This window comes from Acinetobacter sp. 22323 (assembly GCF_052044895.1).
GTDB classification, from domain to species: Bacteria; Pseudomonadota; Gammaproteobacteria; order Pseudomonadales; family Moraxellaceae; genus Acinetobacter; species Acinetobacter schindleri.
Genome location: NZ_JBQEOL010000019.1, coordinates 15,931 through 37,091, shown reverse-complemented (window position 1 = coordinate 37,091; position 21,161 = coordinate 15,931). Strand labels below are relative to the sequence as shown.

General features: G+C 44.7%; 21 protein-coding genes. 11 read left to right on the top strand and 10 right to left on the bottom strand.

The genetic code is table 11. From position 1 onward, the window contains the following. Positions 1-75: 75 nt before the first annotated feature. The 5 genes from ACTJIX_RS12330 to rsfS all read left to right on the top strand — a co-directional run bounded on the left by ACTJIX_RS12330 (position 76) and on the right by rsfS (position 5,988). Positions 76-2,886 (top strand): GacS-like sensor histidine kinase, encoded by a 2,811-nt coding sequence (locus ACTJIX_RS12330; RefSeq protein ID WP_004891395.1) that lies wholly within the window; start codon positions 76-78, stop codon positions 2,884-2,886. 99 nt (positions 2,887-2,985) lie between these two features. After that, a complete protein-coding gene (locus tag ACTJIX_RS12325) occupies positions 2,986-3,774 on the top strand; it encodes a crotonase/enoyl-CoA hydratase family protein (protein WP_026056767.1) in 789 nt (262 codons plus the stop codon). A gap of 29 nt (positions 3,775-3,803) precedes the next feature. Then, positions 3,804-4,667 carry an NAD(P)-dependent oxidoreductase gene (locus tag ACTJIX_RS12320; protein WP_262478750.1) on the top strand — a complete coding sequence of 288 codons (864 nt, stop codon included), beginning with the start codon at positions 3,804-3,806 and terminating at the stop codon, positions 4,665-4,667. 45 nt (positions 4,668-4,712) lie between these two features. Beyond that, positions 4,713-5,495, top strand: coding sequence for a hydroxypyruvate isomerase family protein (locus ACTJIX_RS12315; protein ID WP_004891390.1), 783 nt, complete (start codon positions 4,713-4,715; stop codon positions 5,493-5,495). 88 nt (positions 5,496-5,583) lie between these two features. After that, positions 5,584-5,988 (top strand): ribosome silencing factor, encoded by a 405-nt coding sequence (rsfS, locus tag ACTJIX_RS12310; RefSeq protein ID WP_004816041.1) that lies wholly within the window; start codon positions 5,584-5,586, stop codon positions 5,986-5,988. 75 nt (positions 5,989-6,063) lie between these two features. Here rsfS and ACTJIX_RS12305 read toward each other — a convergent pair whose 3' ends face one another. The 5 genes from ACTJIX_RS12305 to ACTJIX_RS12285 all read right to left on the bottom strand — a co-directional run bounded on the left by ACTJIX_RS12305 (position 6,064) and on the right by ACTJIX_RS12285 (position 11,231). After that, the gene (locus tag ACTJIX_RS12305) at positions 6,064-6,675 is read right to left on the bottom strand and encodes a hypothetical protein (protein ID WP_004891387.1); all 612 of its coding nucleotides are present in this window, start codon (positions 6,673-6,675) and stop codon (positions 6,064-6,066) included. Between the two features lie 18 nt (positions 6,676-6,693). Beyond that, the gene (locus ACTJIX_RS12300; protein ID WP_004891384.1) at positions 6,694-8,028 is read right to left on the bottom strand and encodes an ammonium transporter; all 1,335 of its coding nucleotides are present in this window, start codon (positions 8,026-8,028) and stop codon (positions 6,694-6,696) included. Positions 8,029-8,319: 291 nt separating this feature from the next. Next, positions 8,320-9,765 carry an NAD(P)(+) transhydrogenase (Re/Si-specific) subunit beta gene (locus tag ACTJIX_RS12295; RefSeq protein WP_004891381.1) on the bottom strand — a complete coding sequence of 482 codons (1,446 nt, stop codon included), beginning with the start codon at positions 9,763-9,765 and terminating at the stop codon, positions 8,320-8,322. A 3-nt stretch (positions 9,766-9,768) separates the two neighbouring features. Next, on the bottom strand, positions 9,769-10,092 hold the full coding sequence (locus tag ACTJIX_RS12290) for a proton-translocating transhydrogenase family protein (RefSeq protein ID WP_004783638.1): 324 nt from the start codon (positions 10,090-10,092) through the stop codon (positions 9,769-9,771). Positions 10,093-10,103: 11 nt separating this feature from the next. Continuing rightward, positions 10,104-11,231 (bottom strand): Re/Si-specific NAD(P)(+) transhydrogenase subunit alpha, encoded by a 1,128-nt coding sequence (locus tag ACTJIX_RS12285; protein ID WP_004891379.1) that lies wholly within the window; start codon positions 11,229-11,231, stop codon positions 10,104-10,106. Positions 11,232-12,184: 953 nt separating this feature from the next. On the opposite strand from ACTJIX_RS12285, the gene ACTJIX_RS12280 reads away from it, so the two are divergent. Continuing rightward, positions 12,185-13,375 carry an MFS transporter gene (locus ACTJIX_RS12280; protein ID WP_004891376.1) on the top strand — a complete coding sequence of 397 codons (1,191 nt, stop codon included), beginning with the start codon at positions 12,185-12,187 and terminating at the stop codon, positions 13,373-13,375. 7 nt (positions 13,376-13,382) lie between these two features. Here ACTJIX_RS12280 and ACTJIX_RS12275 read toward each other — a convergent pair whose 3' ends face one another. Next, positions 13,383-14,027: a hypothetical protein gene (locus ACTJIX_RS12275; RefSeq protein ID WP_004891373.1), complete on the bottom strand. Its 645-nt coding sequence runs from the start codon at positions 14,025-14,027 to the stop codon at positions 13,383-13,385. Between the two features lie 271 nt (positions 14,028-14,298). Here ACTJIX_RS12275 and dusA point away from each other — a divergent pair, with 271 nt between their 5' ends. Next, positions 14,299-15,324, top strand: coding sequence for a tRNA dihydrouridine(20/20a) synthase DusA (gene dusA, locus ACTJIX_RS12270; RefSeq protein ID WP_440611480.1), 1,026 nt, complete (start codon positions 14,299-14,301; stop codon positions 15,322-15,324). Positions 15,325-15,382: 58 nt separating this feature from the next. On the opposite strand, the gene ACTJIX_RS12265 is transcribed toward dusA, so the two are convergent. Further along, entirely contained in the window at positions 15,383-15,886 is a 504-nt protein-coding gene (locus tag ACTJIX_RS12265; protein WP_004891368.1) for a hypothetical protein, read from the bottom strand. Positions 15,887-16,088: 202 nt separating this feature from the next. Beyond that, on the bottom strand, positions 16,089-17,363 hold the full coding sequence (gene coaBC, locus ACTJIX_RS12260) for a bifunctional phosphopantothenoylcysteine decarboxylase/phosphopantothenate--cysteine ligase CoaBC (RefSeq protein ID WP_004891364.1): 1,275 nt from the start codon (positions 17,361-17,363) through the stop codon (positions 16,089-16,091). A gap of 113 nt (positions 17,364-17,476) precedes the next feature. Here coaBC and radC point away from each other — a divergent pair, with 113 nt between their 5' ends. The 3 genes from radC to ACTJIX_RS12245 all read left to right on the top strand — a co-directional run bounded on the left by radC (position 17,477) and on the right by ACTJIX_RS12245 (position 19,635). Next, on the top strand, positions 17,477-18,175 hold the full coding sequence (gene radC, locus ACTJIX_RS12255; RefSeq protein WP_004891361.1) for a RadC family protein: 699 nt from the start codon (positions 17,477-17,479) through the stop codon (positions 18,173-18,175). Positions 18,176-18,243: 68 nt separating this feature from the next. Further along, complete coding sequence (locus ACTJIX_RS12250) at positions 18,244-19,155, top strand: bestrophin family protein (RefSeq protein ID WP_004816019.1); 912 nt, start codon at positions 18,244-18,246, stop codon at positions 19,153-19,155. A gap of 78 nt (positions 19,156-19,233) precedes the next feature. After that, entirely contained in the window at positions 19,234-19,635 is a 402-nt protein-coding gene (locus ACTJIX_RS12245) for a hypothetical protein (protein WP_004891357.1), read from the top strand. Here the strand turns inward: ACTJIX_RS12245 and ACTJIX_RS12240 are convergent. Then, positions 19,606-19,779 (bottom strand): hypothetical protein, encoded by a 174-nt coding sequence (locus ACTJIX_RS12240; protein WP_212749518.1) that lies wholly within the window; start codon positions 19,777-19,779, stop codon positions 19,606-19,608. The genes ACTJIX_RS12245 and ACTJIX_RS12240 overlap by 30 nt on opposite strands. A 24-nt stretch (positions 19,780-19,803) precedes the next feature. Here ACTJIX_RS12240 and ACTJIX_RS12235 point away from each other — a divergent pair, with 24 nt between their 5' ends. Continuing rightward, complete coding sequence (locus ACTJIX_RS12235) at positions 19,804-20,253, top strand: hypothetical protein (protein WP_228127673.1); 450 nt, start codon at positions 19,804-19,806, stop codon at positions 20,251-20,253. A gap of 13 nt (positions 20,254-20,266) precedes the next feature. Here the strand turns inward: ACTJIX_RS12235 and ACTJIX_RS12230 are convergent, their stop codons facing one another. Then, complete coding sequence (locus ACTJIX_RS12230) at positions 20,267-21,118, bottom strand: PHP domain-containing protein (RefSeq protein ID WP_004891349.1); 852 nt, start codon at positions 21,116-21,118, stop codon at positions 20,267-20,269. Positions 21,119-21,161 lie beyond the last annotated feature (43 nt).

Below are 21,161 nucleotides of genomic sequence, written 5' to 3'. Positions count from 1 at the left end.
AAACCTTGATGAAATTTTAACTGAAGAATTAAAGCGTGCTAATATGCGGAGCATAAGGAAAACACTGCTTGAATCATGTCAAATATCAATAAAAAGCTGTTTAAACGCCTACACTTAAATCATGCCTACGGCCAGTTGATTGCCCTGATCTTTGTGCCAATTACAATTTTGGCTTGTGTGGGTGCAGCCCTAGTTTTGACAGAAACCTCCAATGCAGCCCGTGCCCAGCAAAAACAGATGGCGATTGCCATTCTGACCCGTTTTCAGGCCACTTCTGAATCTGCGCTGGATATTGTCAATTACTCCCCCTGGCAGTATGAACAGGCACGCAATGCCATGCAAAACATGCTCAATGAGAAGCATCTGATTCGTGCTGCAATTCTGGATCCTCAAGGCAAAAACCGCCTCGGTATTGGTTTTCAGGACCAGGCACCTTGGCCAAAGTTGAAGCAGGAAGCTAGTTTTGTTGGCCCGATTATCAATCAGAATAATCACATTTTTGCAGTTCGCATTAATGACAATACGGGCAATCCGGGCTGGCTTGCGATTGAGCTGGACAATCAACCCCTCGAAATTGCTCGCTACCGCGTGATGATCGTATTGATTGCCACCGGCCTGTTGACCTTGTTGCTACTTTTATTGTGTCTAAATTTTTACTCGCGCCGCTGGATTGCACCAATGTATGAAATCCGCATGCAGTTACAACGCCTGAATGCGGATACTTTGGATCAGCATATTGTCATCAACAGTACTGGTGAACTGCGCCTGTTACAGCGCGATATTGCCAATGTGGTAAAACGGCTGCATTTCAGTTTTCTGGAACTGCGCGAACATACTGAACAGACCGAAGATGACTTGCGCCGCACCCTCGACACTCTCGAAGTGCAGAACATCACCTACCGTCAGGCCCGTGACCAGGCGATTTCTGCCAATCAGGCCAAGTCAGTATTTTTAGCCAATATTTCACATGAATTACGCACCCCATTAAACAGTATTGATGGCTTTATTCATTTGCTACTGCGTCAGGGTAATTTAAGTAATGAGCAGAGTCTGTATTTACAAACCATCCGCAAATCATCGGCGCATCTGCTGGCCCTGATCAATGACGTACTAGATTTTTCCAAGATTGATGCCGGTAAACTAGAACTTGAAACGGCGCTGTTTGATCTGGAAGAAGCGATTTTTGATGTAATGGACATGCTCTCGCCACTGGCAGCGCAGAAGCATATTGATATGGCCTTCTACTATGCCGACAATGTACCAAAATGCGTCAATGGTGATGCACTGCGCTTTAAGCAGATTCTGACTAATTTGATTTCCAATGCGATCAAGTTTACGCCGGATGGTGAAATCATCGTGCGGGTACGAATGGAACACGATGATATCGGGCAATGTCTGCTGCATTTTAGCGTACAGGATAGTGGTATCGGCCTCAGCGGCACTGACCGCAAGAAGCTGTTTGAATCCTTCTCACAAGGCGATACCTCAGTTACACGTCAGTTTGGTGGCACTGGACTGGGTCTGGCGATTTCCAAACAGCTGGTCAGTCTGATGCATGGCCAGATCGGCTTTGAAGATAACCAGGAACGCGCCCCAACCGAGAAAGGTTCGACCTTCTGGTTTACCGCCCAGTTCCTGGTCGATGAAGATGATGTGATCGAACACCCAGACTTTAGCAATCTGACTGTGGTCTCTTATCTGGCACATCCAGCAACAGCGAATGTACTGCGTCATTATCTGGAAAACTATAACGTGAAGCATACTGAGTGTGCTTCGATTCTGGATCTGTTTAGCCGTCTGAATCATCTAAAAACTACGACTGAAAATACCTGGCTAATCGTTGATCATAGCGGTGACAGTCAGGCCCTGCTACAAGAAATTCGTGCGCGTTATCATGGCAATCTGGCAGTCTATGGCTATCAGATGCAGCTTGATCCAAATATGCTGAATGAATACCGTGCCCGTGCGCTATACCAGCCACTTAGCCGTAGTGCCCTGATTCAACTCCTGAATAACCAGCCCGTATTCGATCAAGAGGTTCATGAAGACTTTAATGGTCAAGGGCTGCATATATTGGCAGTCGATGATCATTTACCCAACCTGATTGTACTGGAAGCGCTACTGGGTGAACTGAATGTCACCACGACCAAGGCCACTAGCGGTCAGGAAGCGATTGATATTATCCAGCAACGTCATGAAGAAGGTTTAAGTCCATTTGATCTGGTATTTATGGATATTCAGATGCCGGTGATGTCCGGCATGGATACAACCCGTGCCATCCGCTCGCTGGAATCCACCTTTGAAAACCATCGACGTTTGCCAATTATTGCCCTGACTGCACATGCCCTGTCTGATGAAAAGCATAAATTGCTACAGGGTGGCATGGATGATTATGTCACCAAGCCCATTCAGATTGAACAGATCATCCAGATTCTGACTCAATGGACCACGGAAAATTTCCGCAAGGCACCCATGCTAGAACGTGCGAATGTCATTGATGCTCTGGATAGCAATATTCTGGACTGGCAGCAAAGTCTGCAACTGGCTGCCAATAAGGAAGATCTGGCCGTAGATCTGTTGAGAATGCTGGTCGACAGTTTTGAAACTGAACTCAGTGAAATAGAACAGCTGATTGAACTGGAAGATTTTCCACAACTGGAACATGTACTGCATCGGCTCTACGGCGCGACACGTTATGTGGGTACGCCGAACCTGCAACAGCTGACAGGCAGTTTTGAACAGTTTGTTTCTACCCTACGTAAAGAACGTCGCAAAGCTGATGAAGCCTTTGTTCAGGAGGTGATGAAACGCCTCGATGAGCTTAAAGCAGGCATTGGCCAGGTGGAACAGGCTGCACAACAGGTGCTAAATAAGCATATGATCTAATGCGCAAGTTAAGAACAATCACAAAGCGTGACTTAAGTGTCATGCACGTGATCTAACGCACATGCTATGCTCAGGGCAATAAAAATGAAGGGTTTAGCCATGTCACTGGTTCGTTTAGAAAAAAATAATGGAATTGCTACGGTGAGTTTAAACCGTCCGGACAAACGTAATGCCATGAGTTTTGCGCTATTGCGTGAACTTGTTGCAACCGCCAACACGATCAAAAAGGATAAAAGTATCCGCTGTGTCATTCTGACAGGTGAAGCACAGGTCTTTAGTGCCGGGATTGATCTCGCTGATTTAAATAATCCAAAAAATCGTGCCTATGCAGCCTGGGAACTGCTGCGTCCGGGTCAGAGTCTATTTCAGAAAGCATTTTTGATCTGGCAAGAATTACCGGTTCCCGTGATTGCAGCTTTGGAAGGCTATTGTTTTGGTGCAGGCATGCAGCTGGCACTGGCAGCAGATATTCGGATTGCTCATCCACAGACTCAAATGTCAATTATGGAAAGCCGTTGGGGCTTAGTACCAGATATGGGTCTGAGCCGTTCGTTAAAAGGCTTAATCAGTCTGGATCTAGCCAAAGAACTGACACTGACCGCGCGTATTTTTGACGGTAACTATGCCAAGCAGATCGGCCTGATCACTCATGTAGATGAGCAACCTCTAGCAAAAGCACAAGCCTTGGCTGAAGAAATGTTGCAGCGTTCTCCAGATGCTTTAATGGCGTCTAAATATGTGCTGGATGCCATGGAACATCAACCAAACAAATCCTTACGTATGGAAAAAATCTGGCAGTTAAAATTACTCCTCGGCAAAAACAGCCAGTTGGCACGCAAGAAAGACAAGAATCCAGAAGTCCAGTTCCAGCCTCGCCAGTATTCATAAGATCATCTCAGTAGATATCGGATAGCATCATGCAGTTTGATCAAACCACTAAAATCGCATTTCTCGGTATAGGCCTGATGGGTAGCCGTATGGCCAGTCGGCTGATTCAGGCAGGCTTTGAAGTTGCTGTCTGGAACCGTACTGCTTCTGCTTGTGATGCATTGATTGCTCAAGGTGCACAGTTATTGCAGCTTGAGCAGATTGCAAATTATCCGGTAGTTCTCATCTGTCTGGCGGACGATTTAGCCGTTAAAGTAGTGTATGAACAGATTGAGCCTTATCTGGTTGCACAACAGGTGATTGTAGATTTCTCCAGTTTATCTGTGCAGCAGACGTTGGAACTGGCACAACGTGCGCAGGCCCAACAGGTGATCTGGATTGATTCCCCAGTTTCTGGCGGTACTGCCGGTGCTGAACAAGGCAGTCTCGTGGTCTTTGCCGGCGGTGATGAACAGATTATTTCTTCTTTAGCTGCAATTTACCAAGTCCTCTCCCATCGCGTGACTCGCATGGGTGACTCAGGTACAGGACAAGCGACGAAAATCTGTAATCAGCTGATTGTCGCGGCAAACAGTACACTGATTGCCGAAGCTGTGGCACTGGCTGGACGTGCTGGAGTAGATACCACCCTGCTTGCCCCAGCGCTGGCCGGTGGTTTCGCGGATTCAAAACCGTTTCAGATTCTGGCACCGCGTATGGCCACCCAGACCTTTGAACCGGTGCAATGGAAAGTTCAGACCTTGTCCAAAGACCTCAATAATGCAGTACAGCTTGCAGCAGCACATGCGCTAAATATTCCGGTTGCTTCTCAAGCTTTATCTCAGCTCAAGGCTCATCAAGAGAATGGCTATAGCGAAACGGATCTAGCGACTGTCATTCAGCACGTTCAATAACTTCATTTTCACGATTATTTCCATATTTAGTGCAAGGAGCTTCAGATGTTAAAATTCGCAGTCAACCTTTCCATGATTTTTACGGAAGTTCCCCTGCTGGAACGTTTTGCCCTTGCCCGTGAGCATGGTTTTGACCATGTAGAAATCCAGTTTCCTTATGAACTGACTATCGAGCAGATTCAGGCACAGTTGACAGCGCATCAGCTGAGTTTATGCCTGATCAATGTCCCAGCAGGTGACCTGATGCAAGGCGGTCATGGACTGGCTGGCATACCCGGCAAGGAGATTGAATTTCATCAAGCGATGCAACAAGCGATTACATATGCAACCGCACTGAAAGTACCGAGCGTCAATATTCTGGCAGGTAAACAGCCGCTGGATAGTGACCTGTTACCTTGCCTGAATACATTGGCAGATAATCTGAAAATGGCCTGTTCGATGTTGGCAGATCATGGTATTCAGCCAGTCTTTGAGATGATCAATGGGACCGACATGCCACGCTTCCTGGTGCAAAATGTAGCTCAAGCACAGGAAATGCTCGAAGCAGTCCAACATCCAGCCTTAAAGATGCAATATGACTGTTACCATATGGCGATGATGGGTGAAGATGTATTTGAAGCTTTAAAAGAGAATATTGACACAATTGGACACATTCAATTTGCAGACTGTCCAGGGCGACATGAACCTGGTACAGCTATTGTTAATTATGTCGAGATTTTTCAATGGTTAGAGAATAGCCAATATCAAGGCTATGTGGCAGCAGAATATCGCCCGCTGAAGCATTCAGCAGCGTCTTTTGGCTGGAAGACCCGATATTTTGCAGATTGATTACAAACCGAACAATGTGCTGATTTGAAATTTCGGGGCAAAACCGCTATATTAGATCATGCATAATTGTTAGGAAATTATATCCCCCATGAATTTAGAACCATCGCCCAGCGCTTCTAATTCTCACGATCTTACTATGAATTCACACTTACAGACTGTACAAGACTGCTTGAAAGTTGTGCATGCTGCACTTGAAGATGTAAAGGCCAAAGAAGTTGTTGTGCTTGATGTCAGCGGTATGAGCAATGTTGCTGATGCCATGGTCATTGCCAGCGGTACCTCTACCCGTCACATCAAATCTCTTGCCAACAATGTTGCTGAAGAAGCACGTAAAGCTGGCTTCCGTCCACTTGGCATCGAAGGCGAACGTGATGCTGAATGGATTCTCCTAGACCTCGGATATGTAGTGGTTCACTGCATGCTTCCTACAGCGCGTAAATTCTATGACCTAGAAAGCCTGTGGAGCAATGCTCCTGCAGATTCAGTGGCATAAAACAGATTCTTAAAAAAGCGGCCCATGGAGGCCGCTTTTTTTTATTGGCTCAAAATAAACTTTAACCGAAAAGATTCAAAGGAGTTGCTGTAAATTAGCTTCTGGGTATTTTTGTTTGATCAAATTCTTGGCCTGAGCATAGACCTGATCACTACGTTGTGGGCCATAGAAGTCACAGAATACCTGATATAGACTGGTAATGGCTTGTGCATAAAGTTTTGAAGATACATAGCTCAGCAAATCCGCACTTTTCTGCAATTTCTGAATAGTTTCCTGGAACAAAATCCGGTCTTGTACCAGTTGTTGTGCCAGCTCCCTATAAAAGTCTTGCTGATCTTCTAGCTTGACCTGATCAAGAACTGATTCTCCAAACTCAATATAAGCCTGGTACTGTGCCTTCTGATTAAGAGATACTGCCTCTGTATCTTCAGACTCGATCCATTCACTTTTTTCCAGAATGGTCAGTTCATGCAGTACCTGTTTAAGCATATCTTTCCGGTTCTGCTTAAGCTCTTCTGTAGTACAAATCTCGCTAAGAAAGCGATTCAGTACAAAAGCAGGCTGCCCGCTATATTCCTGTTCCCAATATCCTACGATCTGTTCTAGGTGAGGTCCTTGAAAATAATGCTGTAGCCCACGCTGAATAGCCTGGCGGCGCTGTTCTAGATTGAGCACTTCTGCATTCATGTTATACCCTCCTATCCATTAATGTCGTTTGGTAATGTGATCCGTATCGAAAGTTACATCTCGCTGGAATTCTGGATAAGACAGTTCAGCATGCTCGGTATAGTCCAGACCACGCTGCTCGTGCTGTGCACTCACACGTAAACCACCTAAAATAATATGCAGCACTTTAAATACAATAAATGCCACCCCGAAGCCCCAGGCAAATCCGGCACCAACGCCTACTGCCTGAACAGCAATAATGCTGCTATCAAACATTTTACTTTCATAAAAGATACCCGCAGCTAGCGTCCCCCAAGCACCACAAAAGCCATGTACAGTGACAGCATCCACCACATCATCAATACGCATTTTCTCGAGTAGTGCTGGCAATACACTAACCAGCAACCCTGCTACCAGTCCGGTTATAACAGCAAACATAGGACTCATTGTGGCGCAACCCGCTGTAATCCCCACTAGCCCACCTAAGGAAGCATTAATCGTAGTCCTTATTAAAATTGCTTTACGTCGTACCAGGGCAAATAGCATATAAGCCACTGCCGCCGCACACGCTGCGAGATGGGTATTTAAAGCAATCCGCCCGATGCTGACATCGGCGTTGACTGTAGAAGCGGCATTGAAGCCAAACCAGGCTAACCACAAAATAAAACCACCCAAGGCAATTAAAGGCAGATTATGGCCGGGTAAATAGTGCACTTGACCATTACGGCCAAAACGCCCTATACGTGGACCCAATACAATAATGCCCGCCAAAGCAACCCAGCCACCAATCGAATGCACTACAGTTGAACCAGCAAAATCAATAAAGCCCATGGCTTTGAGCCAGCCTTCACCCTCAAATAGACTCCCCCACGCCCAACTGCCAAAAACTGGATAAATTAAGCCACTCACAAAAGCGGCACTCACCACATAGGCGACAAAATGAATACGCTCTGCCATGGCACCACTGGCAATGGTGGTTGCTGTTGCGGCAAACATCATTTGGAAGAAGAGTAAATTCCAGCTCCAGCTATCTAAATTATCCGGTGCAAAATGTGAGCTACCAAACCACCCGGTATGATTAATCCCGAACATAAGCCCAAAACCTATCAGCCAGAAAACCAGCCCTCCAAGACAGGCATCCATATAATTTTTCATTAAAACATTCACGCTATTTTTACTTCTGACTGAGCCGCTCTCAATCAGTGCAAAACCCGCCTGCATGAAGAACACCAGAATACCGCCCATCACCACCCAGACACTGTCCAGCGATATCCGGATTTCCTGGATATTTTTTACCATTTCTGCTGGTTCAGCTGCATAGATAGGCAAACTCAACAACCCCAGTAATAACCCTAAATATTTTATTTTTGTCATGTAATCCCCCTAGCTCTTAATGAGGAAATAGCAAGAACAATGCCATACAATTTATGAATTTTAAAATTATTTGAAGAAGTAGTTTAATGGTGAACCCATCAAATTTTCATAGATAAATAATTCCTAATTCACAAGATAAATATCCACCTGAAATGAAATATCAATCAATTGTGGTGCATAAGAAATAAGAGCAAAAATAAAAAAACCACCCGAAGGTGGTTTTTTTCTAAATCTTTTAATTCATCTCGACCTTTCTTTTACAAAAGAGGATCTGGAAGAAGATTTTAGGAATTAGTGACCCGTACCATTAATGGCTTTGGTCATATCTTCCACAACTTTCTTGGCATCACCAAAGATCATCATGGTCTTATCGTTATAGAACAGGTCATTGTCCAAACCAGCATACCCTGTTGCCATAGAACGCTTGATCACCAAAATCGTACGTGCCTTGTGCGCTTCCAGAATTGGCATACCGTAAATTGGTGAGCTTGGATCGTCTTTGGCCGCCGGGTTAACCACGTCATTCGCACCGATTACCAGTACTACATCTGTTGCCGGGAAGTCAGAGTTGATCTCATCCATTTCCAGAATGTCTTCATATGGCACGTCAGCTTCAGCCAGCAATACGTTCATATGACCAGGCATACGACCTGCAACCGGGTGAATCGCGAAACGTACAGTCACACCCTGCTCTTTTAACAAGTTCGCCAACTCTTTCACCGCATTCTGTGCACGGCCTTGCGCCATACCATAACCGGGTACAATGACTACACTGTCTGCATTCGACATCAGGAAGCCAGCATCATCTGCAGAACCTGAGCGATGATTACGTTGTACCTGCTCGCCTGCACCCGCTGTTGCTGTTGCGGTTCCACCCATCGCACCACCGAACAGAACGTTGATGATCGAACGGTTCATCGCTTTACACATGATATAAGACAGAATTGCACCTGAAGAACCCACCAGCGAACCAGCAACGATCAGCATGTTGTTTTCTAAAGTAAAACCGATACCTGCAGCTGCCCAACCAGAGAAAGAGTTCAGGAGCGATACCACAACTGGCATATCACCGCCACCGACTGGTGCAATCCATACCCAACCGAATACCAGTGCTAGACCAGTCATTGCCCAGAAGGATGTCATGTTACCAGTCAGGAAGAAGTGAATCCCTGCTGCCAGCATTGCGATAAAGATCAATGCCTGAATTGGTTTTACCCAAGCACCTGAAATGGTTTTTGCCCATTTCTTCGCAGCCAGTTTACCGTAAGCAAATACAGAAGCAGTAAAAGTAATCGCACCGACGAAACACCCCACGAAGAGTTCGAACAAATGCACTTTGCTCATTTCATGGAAAGTTACCCCATTTGCAGCTAAAAGGTCTGGACCCAATTCGATTAACTTGTTGTTATGGATAATCGCAGCAATAGCAATCAGAACTGCGGACAAACCTACCAGAGAGTGCATCAGCGCGACGGTTTCAGGCATTTGAGTCATAGGTACAGTTTTCGCACGGGCAATACCTACGATTGCACCAAGCACCATTGCACCAAGGATCATCCAGATCACCGGATTTTCTGCGACAAAGAAAGTCGTCAATACCGCAATCGCCATGGCAAGCATACCGTAGCGGTTACCTGCAATTGCTGTTTTAGGACCTGACAAACCACGTAGCGTCAAGATAAAGAGAATGGCACCAACCAAATAGAACCAATTTGCATATTCACGAATGAATTCCATCAATTAGCCCTCTTTTTTCTTTTGTTTTGGTTTGAACATTTCCAGCATACGTGCAGTCACGGCAAAGCCACCGAAAATGTTAATGCTCGCCAGGAATACTGCAATTGCGCCAAGTACACTCACCACGTTAATGGTCTGGAAGTCTACGCTGCCTTCAACACCGACCATGGGTAAACCAACAGTCTGAATCATCGCACCCACGATAATGATTGAAGAAAGTGCATTGGTTACCGCCATCAACGGCGTATGCAAAGCTGGAGTCACGCCCCATACCACGTAGTAACCTACAAAGATGGCAAGGACAAAAATCGTAATAGTTTCAACCATGAGTACTCTCCTTAACCACGCTTTAACAGCACTTGGCCGCCGTGAGTGACGAGTAGGGCTTTCTGAATTTCTTCTTCTGGATTGATGGCAAAATTCTTTTCGCTATCAAATAAAGTTTCAACGAAGTTCAAAACGTTACGTGCATACAGTGCAGATGCTTCAGTCGACAAGGTTGAAGGAATATTCGGAATACCCAGAATCTTCACGCCATTTTCAGTCACAACCGTTTCACCGCATTGAGAGCCTTCTACATTACCGCCAGTTTCAACCGCCATATCTAAAATGACTGAACCTGGTTTCATTTTGGCAACGGTCTCGGTACGGATTAAGCGTGGCGCATCACGACCTGGCAATAGTGCAGTCGTGATCACAATATCCGCATTGGAAACTGCTTTATCAACGATGATCGCCTGATCCTTGATATACTGTTCACCTGGCATCCAGCCATAACCATTTTTAGCCGCATCAGCTGCTTTTTGCTGTTCTTCTTCAGACATTGGTACGTCTAACCACTTACCACCCAAAGATTCAACCTGGTCTTTAGCTGTAGGACGCAAGTCGGTTGCTTCTACAACAGCACCGAGACGTTTTGCAGTTGCAATCGCTTGCAGACCTGCAACCCCTACTCCCATGATCACGACACGAGCCGGTTTAACCGTCCCTGCCGCAGTCATCAGCATCGGGAACATGCGCTGGTATTCTGCTGCAGCAAGAAGCACTGCTTTATAACCCGACAGGTTCGCCTGAGAAGACAGGACATCCATGTTTTGCGCACGAGACAAGGTGCGTGGCAAAAGTTCCAATGCAAATGCAGACACATTCTGTGCCGCGAAATGGTCAAGCTCGGTATTGCGGTATGGGTCAAACATCGCCACAACTGTAGCATTCGCAGGTAATTTTTGAATTTCTTCACCCTTCGGTGCACGAACTTTCAAAATCATCTGGCTACCGGTATAGGCATCATCCGTAATTTTTGCACCAACCTGTTCATAAGCGCTATCGATATAGGCAGCTTTTACCCCTGCACCACGTTCGATAATCACGCTATGACCAGCGCTGATCAATTTCTTTACTGTCTCAGGTGTCGCAGCGACACGATGTTCACCGACGACAGTTTCGGCTGGAATTCCGATTTGCATGAGCGTCCCTCAAGCTAATTTTTTCTTAAGTAAACATCGCAAAAACGATGTTTCCCCTCAGAATGTGTTTTTGTTGAATTTTTGGATTCTAATCAAACCATTCCAAAATACTACCCAATATTTATTTAATAAATACCTATATTTTGAACTGATGATTCATAAAAATGATGTTGTCATATATCATTTATAAGTTAGGCCCTGATTTTTTGATCTGCTGAATTTATAAACGATATTCATTCTCTTAAAGGATATTTCCTTTTTTGTTCATTTTTTCTTAGCTTAATTTTTGTTGTACTTTGTTACATTGATCATTCTGACAGTCGTTCCATTTTTTTTGCTGTACTCCTTCCCTTTTCCGCCATGCCAAAATGCTCTAATTTAGGCACTTTTATTGGGCACTTTTTGATTCCTTGACTTCTTTGACAAATTTAACTGAATTATACTGATTCATTTGGAACTCCTGAAAACCATGTTTTCCTATAACTTTTTCCTTTTTTAATCATAAAATTTTTAAATCAGTTGAGTTTAATGTTTCATTTAATTGGCTCTTTTGAGTTATTCTACTCAAGTCTAAAACTACGCTAATAATCGTTAAAAAATAATTTTTGAGTCATTTATTATATTAATACCTTAAACTGGCTCAGCATCATAAATTGTCAAATTTGCACTATATTTGTGCAATAGAATACAGTTTTATCTCTGACTCAATTGCAATGTTTTTCTTCAGTGCCGTTTCGACAACTTAAGATACTTTGTAAGAAAAAAAAGATTAAATACGCATCAGTTATGGTTTTGAAGATATTCAGAGATGGTAATAACTAGATCTGTCTTCAATTTCTGTTGTATTTTTCTACTTTTATCATGTGCTATTTTGACCTATAGTGCCTGCAATCTTTGCATCTTTTTGATGCCATTATCAAAAATAGTCTTCTGCTTCTTATAAGGTAGCTGTCATGAATCCTGCACTGGATATCAGTCAAAATAAGCCTTTGCTCTGGCTGATGGCAATTGCATGTGGTCTATGTGCTGGGGCGAATTATTACTGTCAGCCTCTGATTTCATCAATTCAGCAATATTATCAGGTACCTGAATCGCAAGTCGCCCTGACCGTGACCTTTGCTCAGGTGTCTTATGCACTGGGCCTGCTGTTCATCGTGCCATTGGGTGACATGTTGAATAAGACCAAGCTGATTCCTGCCCTGATGTGGGGGGCTGCGCTGGGACTGATGATCTGTGCCACAGCAATCAATTTGCCCATGCTCTGGTTAGGGACGGTTATCGCCGGTTTATTTTCTGTGGCGGCACAGGTGCTGATTCCTTTAGCGGCCATGACCGTTAAACCGGAAAAAACTGGTGAAGTGATTGGCTTTCTGATGAGTGGTTTACTGGTCGGGATTTTGCTGTCGACCAGTATTGCCGGATTACTCTCTGACTTGTTTCACTGGAAAGTCATCTATGCATTGAGTTCAGTCTCGATGCTGTGCCTGGGAATCTATTTACGTGGGCAGCTACCGACGCTGCCAAAATTCAGAATCAGCTATGCCAGAATTTTCCACTCTATGGGCAGTCTGTTGGCCCAAGAACCACGACTGGTATTTCGTTCTCTTACCGGTGCTTTTGCCTTTGCTGCGATGAGTATTCTGTTTTCTACCATTGCCCTGCTATTGACACAGTCTCCCTTTCATCTGGCAGATGTTATGGTGGGATTAGTCACTTTAGTGGGAGTCTTTGGCGCATTATCAACCCAAATAATTGGGAGATGGGCGGACCGAGGTTATATCAAACTGCTGAGCTGGATTGGCTGTTCAATTCTGGCAGGCAGCTGGCTGTTTCTCTATTTTGGTGGCACATCGTTGATTAGCTATATTGCAGGTTATGCGCTAATTAATTTGGGACTGGCGATTACCCATAGCTGTAACCAGAATGTAATTTTCCGCCTGCGTCCGGATGCCAAATCCCGGATTAACTCTATTTATATGACCCTGTATTTTATTGGAGGTGCCTGTGGCTCTGCAGCGGGAGTATACGCGTGGCATCATGGTGGCTGGAGCATGAGCTGCCTGACTGGATTCATATTTGCACTAGCTGCCACCGTCTTTGCCCTGATTGATCAGTTTTATCATGCGCGTGTAAAAACCAACTAATGATCATCTAATTTACTTGAACCACTGGATAGTAGGCTTTGCCGGAATCCATTACTGCTGCATGTTCCAGCAATATATAGATAAAGGTGTTCAGCAAGGCTGAAAATAGACTACAACTTTCCTGCATCTGCTTGCGACTGAGGGCGCTGGCATAACTCACTCCACCCTGCAGAATTTGTTGCCTTAAAATAGTGAAACGCTTAAAAACTTCTGACAGCATCTTCAATATATCCTGCTGTCCTAGCGCTTGTTGAGCCTCTATTTTTTGTTGCTTCAGCATTTCACGACAATCACTTTGGCTAATCTTATTGTGTTGATAATCCCAAAAGTGCTGAGTGAGATATTGATTATTCAATAGTGCATGCAGCGTAATCTCATAGCGACCCAATAAAATTTGAGAAATTCTTTTCTCCTGATCCTTGCTAAGGATGAGATGGAGAAATTGTGATAAGACCTGCTGATCAAGACTATCTTCATTTTCCTGTATATAAAGAGCATTCAGACCAATCCACAGGCTCAGAAACTGAAAATCATAATCGGCCTGTAACTCTACCGCTTTTCTTAACCAGCTTAGACTGCGTTGAACACGTAGATTGAAATATTCTGAACGCTGAGCTTTTGTTGTTTTGTAAATCTCTTCCAGTAACATCATTATTTTTCTCCTTTTTTTATCCTGTTTTCTTTATCTTAAACTCTTTTACTGTTTAGTAAACTATTCCTTGACCTCTGCATCTATTTGAATGAATTCAATACTTTTTAATTTCCTAGAAAGCTTTCTTGCAGTGCTAGTACTCAGCCATGAAGCCTGATTATTTTTATGCTAATATTGCGCCCTCTTTTACTGGCCGTATCACTGCCGGTGAGCGCCCAAAGCCCCAACGGCGTGCTGTCTCTTCCATTTCTAACTTAAGGCGTGATTTTGAATGACTGATCTCAAGACCATTGAACAACAACTTCAACCACGAATCAGTGTTGCGCCGATGATGGATTGGACCACCAAAGATTATCGTTTCTTTGCACGTCTGTTTAATCCCAATATTATTCTCTATACCGAGATGGTAACGACAGGTGCCATCATTCATGGTGATGCCAAACGTCATCTGGACTTTAATCAGCAAGAACAGCCAGTTGTGTTACAGCTTGGTGGCTCTAATCCCAAAGACCTGGCCACCTGTAGCAAAATGGCACAGGATTGGGGGTATAACGAAGTCAACCTGAATGTCGGCTGCCCAAGTGACCGGGTACAAAACAATAAAATTGGTGCCTGCCTGATGGCGGAGCCTGATCTAGTCGCAGAATGTATTGGTGAGATGCGCAATGCCGTGGATATTCTGGTGACGGTGAAACATCGTATCGGGATTGATGATATGCAGTCTTATGAAGAGATGCTGCATTTTGTCGATACCGTAGCGAAGACGGGTTGTAATAATTTTATCGTGCATGCCCGAATTGCCCTGTTACAAGGCCTATCCCCGAAGGAAAATCGTGAAGTTCCCCCATTACGTTATGAAGATGTTTACCGTTTAAAACAGGAACGTCCTGAGCTGCTGATTGAAATCAATGGCGGGATCAAAACCTATGCGGAAACGGTTGAACACTTAAAACATGTGGATGGCGTGATGATTGGTCGCGAAGCCTATCACAATCCGTATTTACTGGCCGAGTTAGGCCAACTTTGGAATCTTGAAGCTCCTGATCGTTTTGAGATCATGCAACAAATGATGCCGTATATTGCCCAGCGTATGGCAGAAGGTGCACCACTCTCGATTATTAGCCGTCATATTCTGGGCTTGTTCCAGAACTTGCCAGGTGCGCGTAAATGGCGTCAGGCATTAAGCGGTGGTAATGCCAAAACCTTAAAAGATGTAGAAAATGCCTTGTTCAATATTCAGGAGGCGATCAAACGCACTGAAGACTACCTGCTCGAACAGCAAACCCAGAATCTTTAATTTAAAAAGCACCGTTTCCCCGGTGCTTTTTTTTATTAAGGCTTTTTGACTAGAGAATTTATTGGGTATAAGCGGTAATATTTCCCACAGGAATGGGTTCTTCAACCCGCTGTGATGTCGTCCTGGATTCCCGCGTTGCAGCCTCAGTGATCTCATTGACCTTCTCGTTCCGAAAGCCTTCATCTTGTTCGAATTCTGCAGAAATCATAGCCAGTTCCTGCTGTAACTGCTGTTCATAACGCTGAATTTCAACTTCATCAATAAAGGCAAAAGCATCATCTTCCAGCTGCCAGCTATAACCCTGCTCCACCTTCTGGATAGAGACCTTAACTGGAAAAGATTGGCCCTGATACTGTATCTGGGAAATGGCCTGAAAATGATCACCAGAACGTTCCATGATTTTTACATCCATGACTTTTAACCGGTAATGGCGATAATCCAGACTGGAATTAAATTCACGTTGCATCTGAGACTGAATATTGCGCGACAGTTCATCAATAGAGACAAAGTAACTGCAGGAAAACAATAGCAAGGTCAGAAACAATAGACTTATTCTTTTCATACCACCCCCAGTGCTCAAATTAGTGAGGCTGGAAAATAAAAAAATTCTGATTCTTATAGGGTGATTTTATCTTTTTCAAACTGGGCACGAAATAGCCAAAAGTGTCTTTCAAGGTCAAAATACTTGGTTTTCTTTTGAACATTCAGTCAATTCTGCAGAAATAAAAAAGCCCTGACTATGCAGGGCTTTTTTATAAAATAACTTAGAAATCATCATCCTTAGAAGGATCATGATGTAGGGCATCATGAATGGCTTCAACCAGTTGCTGGGCAATTTCCTGTTTGGAAGCCTTTTCCAGATCACGTTTTTCCATATGATAAGATTCTGCAAAGAATACCGTCATGGCATTTTCATCTGAGGCAAAGCCAATATCTGCACGGGAAACGTCATTGCAGGCAATCATATCCAGTTTTTTAGCGACCAGTTTGCCAGCTGCATATTCTTCAATATTTCGTGTTTCTGCGGCAAAGCCAACCATAAATGGACGTTTTTCCTGTTGGGCAATGGTTGCAACGATATCCGGATTTTTGATCAGTGCGACATTCAGCTCATCACCGGCTTTTTTAATCTTATGTTCTGCCACTTGTGCTACGCGGTAATCCGCAACCGCAGCGGTCGCAATGAAAATATCACAGCCCTGTTCTAGCATATGCAGACTTTCATCCAGCATTTTCACGGCTGAGCTGACATTTTTACGTTTGACGCCATTTGGCGTATCCAGCGTCACTGGTCCTGCAATCAGTGTTACATCCGCACCGGCAGCATAACAGGCTGCCGCCAAGGCAAAACCCATTTTTCCGGTACTGTGATTGGAAATATAACGAACCGGGTCAATCGCTTCACGCGTTGGGCCTGCTGTAATCGTGACCCGCTTTCCCGCAAGCTGACCAAATTTTTCTGCAATCGCTCGTTGCGCCTTATGGAAATACCCGGTTACCTGACGTGCCAGATCTTCCGGTTCCGGCATACGGCCCAAACCTACATCACCACAGGCCTGTGAACCTGCATCCGGCATAATCACATGCACGCCATCTTCAATCAAAGTGGCCAAGTTACGTTGCGTCGGCTTGGCTGCCCACATCTGCTGATTCATGGCTGGCGCTACCCAGACCGGTGCGTTGGTCGCCAGATAAAGTGTACTGAGCAAATCATCGGCCAGACCGGCAGCGAATTTGGCCAAAGTATCGCAGCTTGCTGGGGCGACCAGTAACAGGTCCGCCCAGCGTGCCAGTTCAATATGCCCCATGCCTGCTTCAGCTTCTGGATCCAGTAATTCAGTATGGACAGGATTACCCGACAGTGCCTGGAACGTCAGCGGCGTGATAAAGGCCTGTGCGCCTTGAGTCATGACCACACGAACATTAAAACCGGCATCTTTCAGACGACGGACCAGAATTGCACTTTTATAGGCAGCAATACCGCCTGTCACAGCTAAAATAATATTTTTATGAGGAATTACACTTACGTCGAAGCTCACAAACAGGCTACCTTTCTGTTGCAGTGGCGCTCACAATAGCATTAAATAGAATCATGCCCAAGAGACCTTCTTGTGTGAAAAACAATAATTAATAATAAATAAGTCTAATAAACATGCAATTTTCGATTAAACACTGGCCTGAACAGGAACGTCCACGCGAACGCCTGTTACAGTCAGGCCCACAAAGCCTCTCCGATGCCGAATTGCTGGCAATTTTCCTGCGCTCAGGCTCCCAGCGGCATTCCGCAGTGGAACTAGCTCGACTTCTGATTCAACATTTTGGTCATTTAAGTACTCTTTTGGATGCCCCACTGCAAGAGATCAGCCAGTTTCACGGGATGGGTGTCAGTAAATTTACCCAGCTGATGGCTGTTAAGGAACTGGGACGGCGCTATATTGCCGAGCACCTTCGCCAAGATGCATTGGAACTGAATCATTCCCGCAAAATTATGGACTATCTGCGCTTTGAACTCTTAGGAGAAACTCAGGAAGTCTTTGCTGTATTGTGTCTGGATGCCGGGTTAAGAAAAATCAGCTTTAAGAAAATGTTTTATGGCTCGCTTAATTCATGTGAGATTTCGATTAATCAGTTACTACGCCATGCCATTCAGCAACAGGCAACATCGATTGTGATTGCCCATAATCATCCACTCGGTCAGCCTCGACCTTCAGCAGCAGATCTTGAGCTCACTCAGCAGATTGCAAAGGCCTGTCACCTGGTCGAAATCCGCCTGATTGATCACTGTATCATTGCCCGGGAAGGCAGTTTTTCCTTTGCAGAACAGCAACTCATTAATACGGTAAAACCCTGAACGATAGCACTTGACAAAGCAGACACAACTCAACAAGATCATGAAAAAAATTGTGATGATTCCAATAAATGATCGTACGTGACCAACCCAGTATCTTTAAAGTATTATTTTCATGGCGGGGAACGATTTTACCTAAGGTACTGCCGCCTCTAGGCGTGGTCATGCTCATTTCTGCCATTATTGGCGGGCTATCTTATACCAATTATTTACATTTACCGGAATTACCCTTAGTCGGTTTTACCCTGATCGGAGTAGTACTGTCGATTTTCCTTGGTTTCAAGAACTCTGCCGCCTATGAACGCTGGTGGGAAGCGCGCAAACTCTGGGGGATCCTAATTGCCAATGCACGTCATTTTGACCGAGACTGCCGTATGTTGACGCAGGCACGCCGTGAGCGGGTCATCCAGCATGTAATTGTCTTTGCCAATGTACTGCGCGATCGTTTGCGCCATCAGACTGCCAATCCAACCGAACTGGTACAGACCAGTGGTATGAGTCCTCAAGCCCTGCAACAGCTCTATCAACAGGCCAATGCCCCACAGTACACCCTCAGTCTGATTCAATGGGAATTTATGCAGGCCCTGAAAGAAGGCGAAATTTCAGACATCATTTATGCGCAGATGAACCAGCATGTAGCTGAGTTGAGTATTGTACAGACAGGTTGTGATCGGATTGCCACCACACCACTACCTTTCGCCTATTCCGTCTTGCTGAATCGTACCGTATATTTTTTCTGCTTTATGCTGCCATTTAGTCTGGGTTCGACCCTTGGAATGGTGACACCGCTGCTGGTCGGAATTTTGGCTTATACTTTCTTGGGACTGGATGCGCTCAGTTCAGAAATTGAAGAACCTTTTGGTACGCAAAGCAATGACTTACCCCTTGATTCAATGGTACGTACCATTGAAATTGAACTATTGGGTACTTTAGGCAAACCCACCCCCCCACCTATTCAAGCCCAAGATCATAATCTATTATAATAAGTACGATTACAGCTGAACGCAGCTCATATATTCAATTCAAAATTAAAATAATGAAAACAATAAAAATAAGATCTCATGACTATCAAGCAACGGATTCATCGTTATACAACGCAACCGGTGACGCGTCTGGGTGCAACTTTAGCGGCTTTACTGCTTTGTAGCAGAGCCGTGTTCGCATTTGGCTGTGTATTGGCCTGGCAAGATATTTTATTCACTGGATTAGAACAATACTGGATTTTACTGCTTCTCATCAGTTTCATACTGGTATTCGGTCTAAGCTATGACCGGAAACAATATTTCAAATTTCCTTTTCTGATTCAGCAACACCTGATTGATTCGAAACTGGCTCGGGATATCCGTGAAAGAGCCTTACGCAGCTCAGATGCTACAATTATGGGCCAACGTCAGACTCACACGACCCCGCTACGCAAACAGCAGCAACTCCTATTAAAGATCAATGATCATGAAGCCCCATAATGGTTTAATGTCGATCTGAATCAGCTGTTTAACACAGAGTCGTATCTGGATATCCATGTTCAACCAAGTGATGCGCTCATCGGCCAGCAGGTTCTGGTCTATTACCTGAGGCGTACACGCTGGATTGTTCAACTGTATGCACATGATGGAGACCAGAATTTTCAGCATTTGCAGTACTATATCGCGACACCGCTCCGCGGACGGATTTACTTCGACCATATTCCCAGTCGACTCATGCTGGACTTACCAAGAATTGTACATATTCAGGCGAGTCGTGAAGATGACTCTCCAACTTATACGCTTAAGCTGAGTACCAATTATGGTAAGTACTATCGGATGTCCTGCAAGGCAGTACATTTTGACAAGCTGGAACTGGCGCTCGCGAATTTGATCGATTTTCTACGCTATCGAGAATTCAAACATCATCCAGACATCCAGCAGGCGGTAATTTCCCGGAACCATCCTTTTCTTTATCGCAATTTACTGAACTATACGCTTATTGCAGCATTATTACTGATGGCAGCGATTACAACAACTTGGCAACTGGCATTACAGTTTAGCTTTGGCCTGCCTTCTAGGCATAAAAATCCAGCAGCAAAAGCAGTCTCCATTTATTGAAGCCTGACGCCTGTTACCGAAAACTTTCCCAGATGCCCACTTGCCCGTCTTTAACTGTTGGAATATGGCCGAGCTTAATCCAGGGCATATTGTCCCCATGATAATCACTGCCTACAGATACTTTTAGCCCATGTTCAGCAATCATCCGATCTACCATCTGCCGGGTAGAAGCCGGATCAACTGCTGGTGGCAGCTCAACGGCGTCCCCACCGAACCTGGCAAAAATTTCTATCAGGTAACGGTTGTTGGTTGCAGACAGATCATAACGGGTGGGGTGCGCTAGCACTGCAAAACCACCACTGGCATGAATCACCTGAATGGTTTCTTCCAGTCCCAGTCCATCAAACTTCACATAAGCTTTCTTACCTTCCTTGATATATTTATCAAAAGCCTGTTGTGGACGGGTGACTATCCCCTTTTCAACCAGTGTTTTGGCAATATGGGTTCGCGTGACACGGTCTGGAATATTATCAACCTTAGCGACTACATCTGGATAAATATCTTGTCCAATCAATGGTATCAGTAGATCACAAATCTTTTTTGAGCGTTCAGCGCGAATCTGTTTTTGCTGTTCTAAAGCCTGTTGCAATGGCTCAGGATTTTGAACATCTAACGCCACAATATGCACGCCATAATTCTTCTTGGTGGCCGGACGTGACCATTGACTGGAGATTTCTACCCCAGAAATGATCTTAATTTCGTGATCTTTAGCGGCTTCACGCGCCAGCTCTAAACCGTCCATGGTGTCATGATCAGTCAAGGCCAGCGTATGGATAAAGCTCGCTGCCGCGGCCTCAACCAGCTGCTGTGGACTTAAGGTTCCATCAGAAATATTGCTGTGTGTATGTAAATCTACGCCGTGCATCTCTATACTATGACATTTATTTGATCAGATTTAGATACTCTAA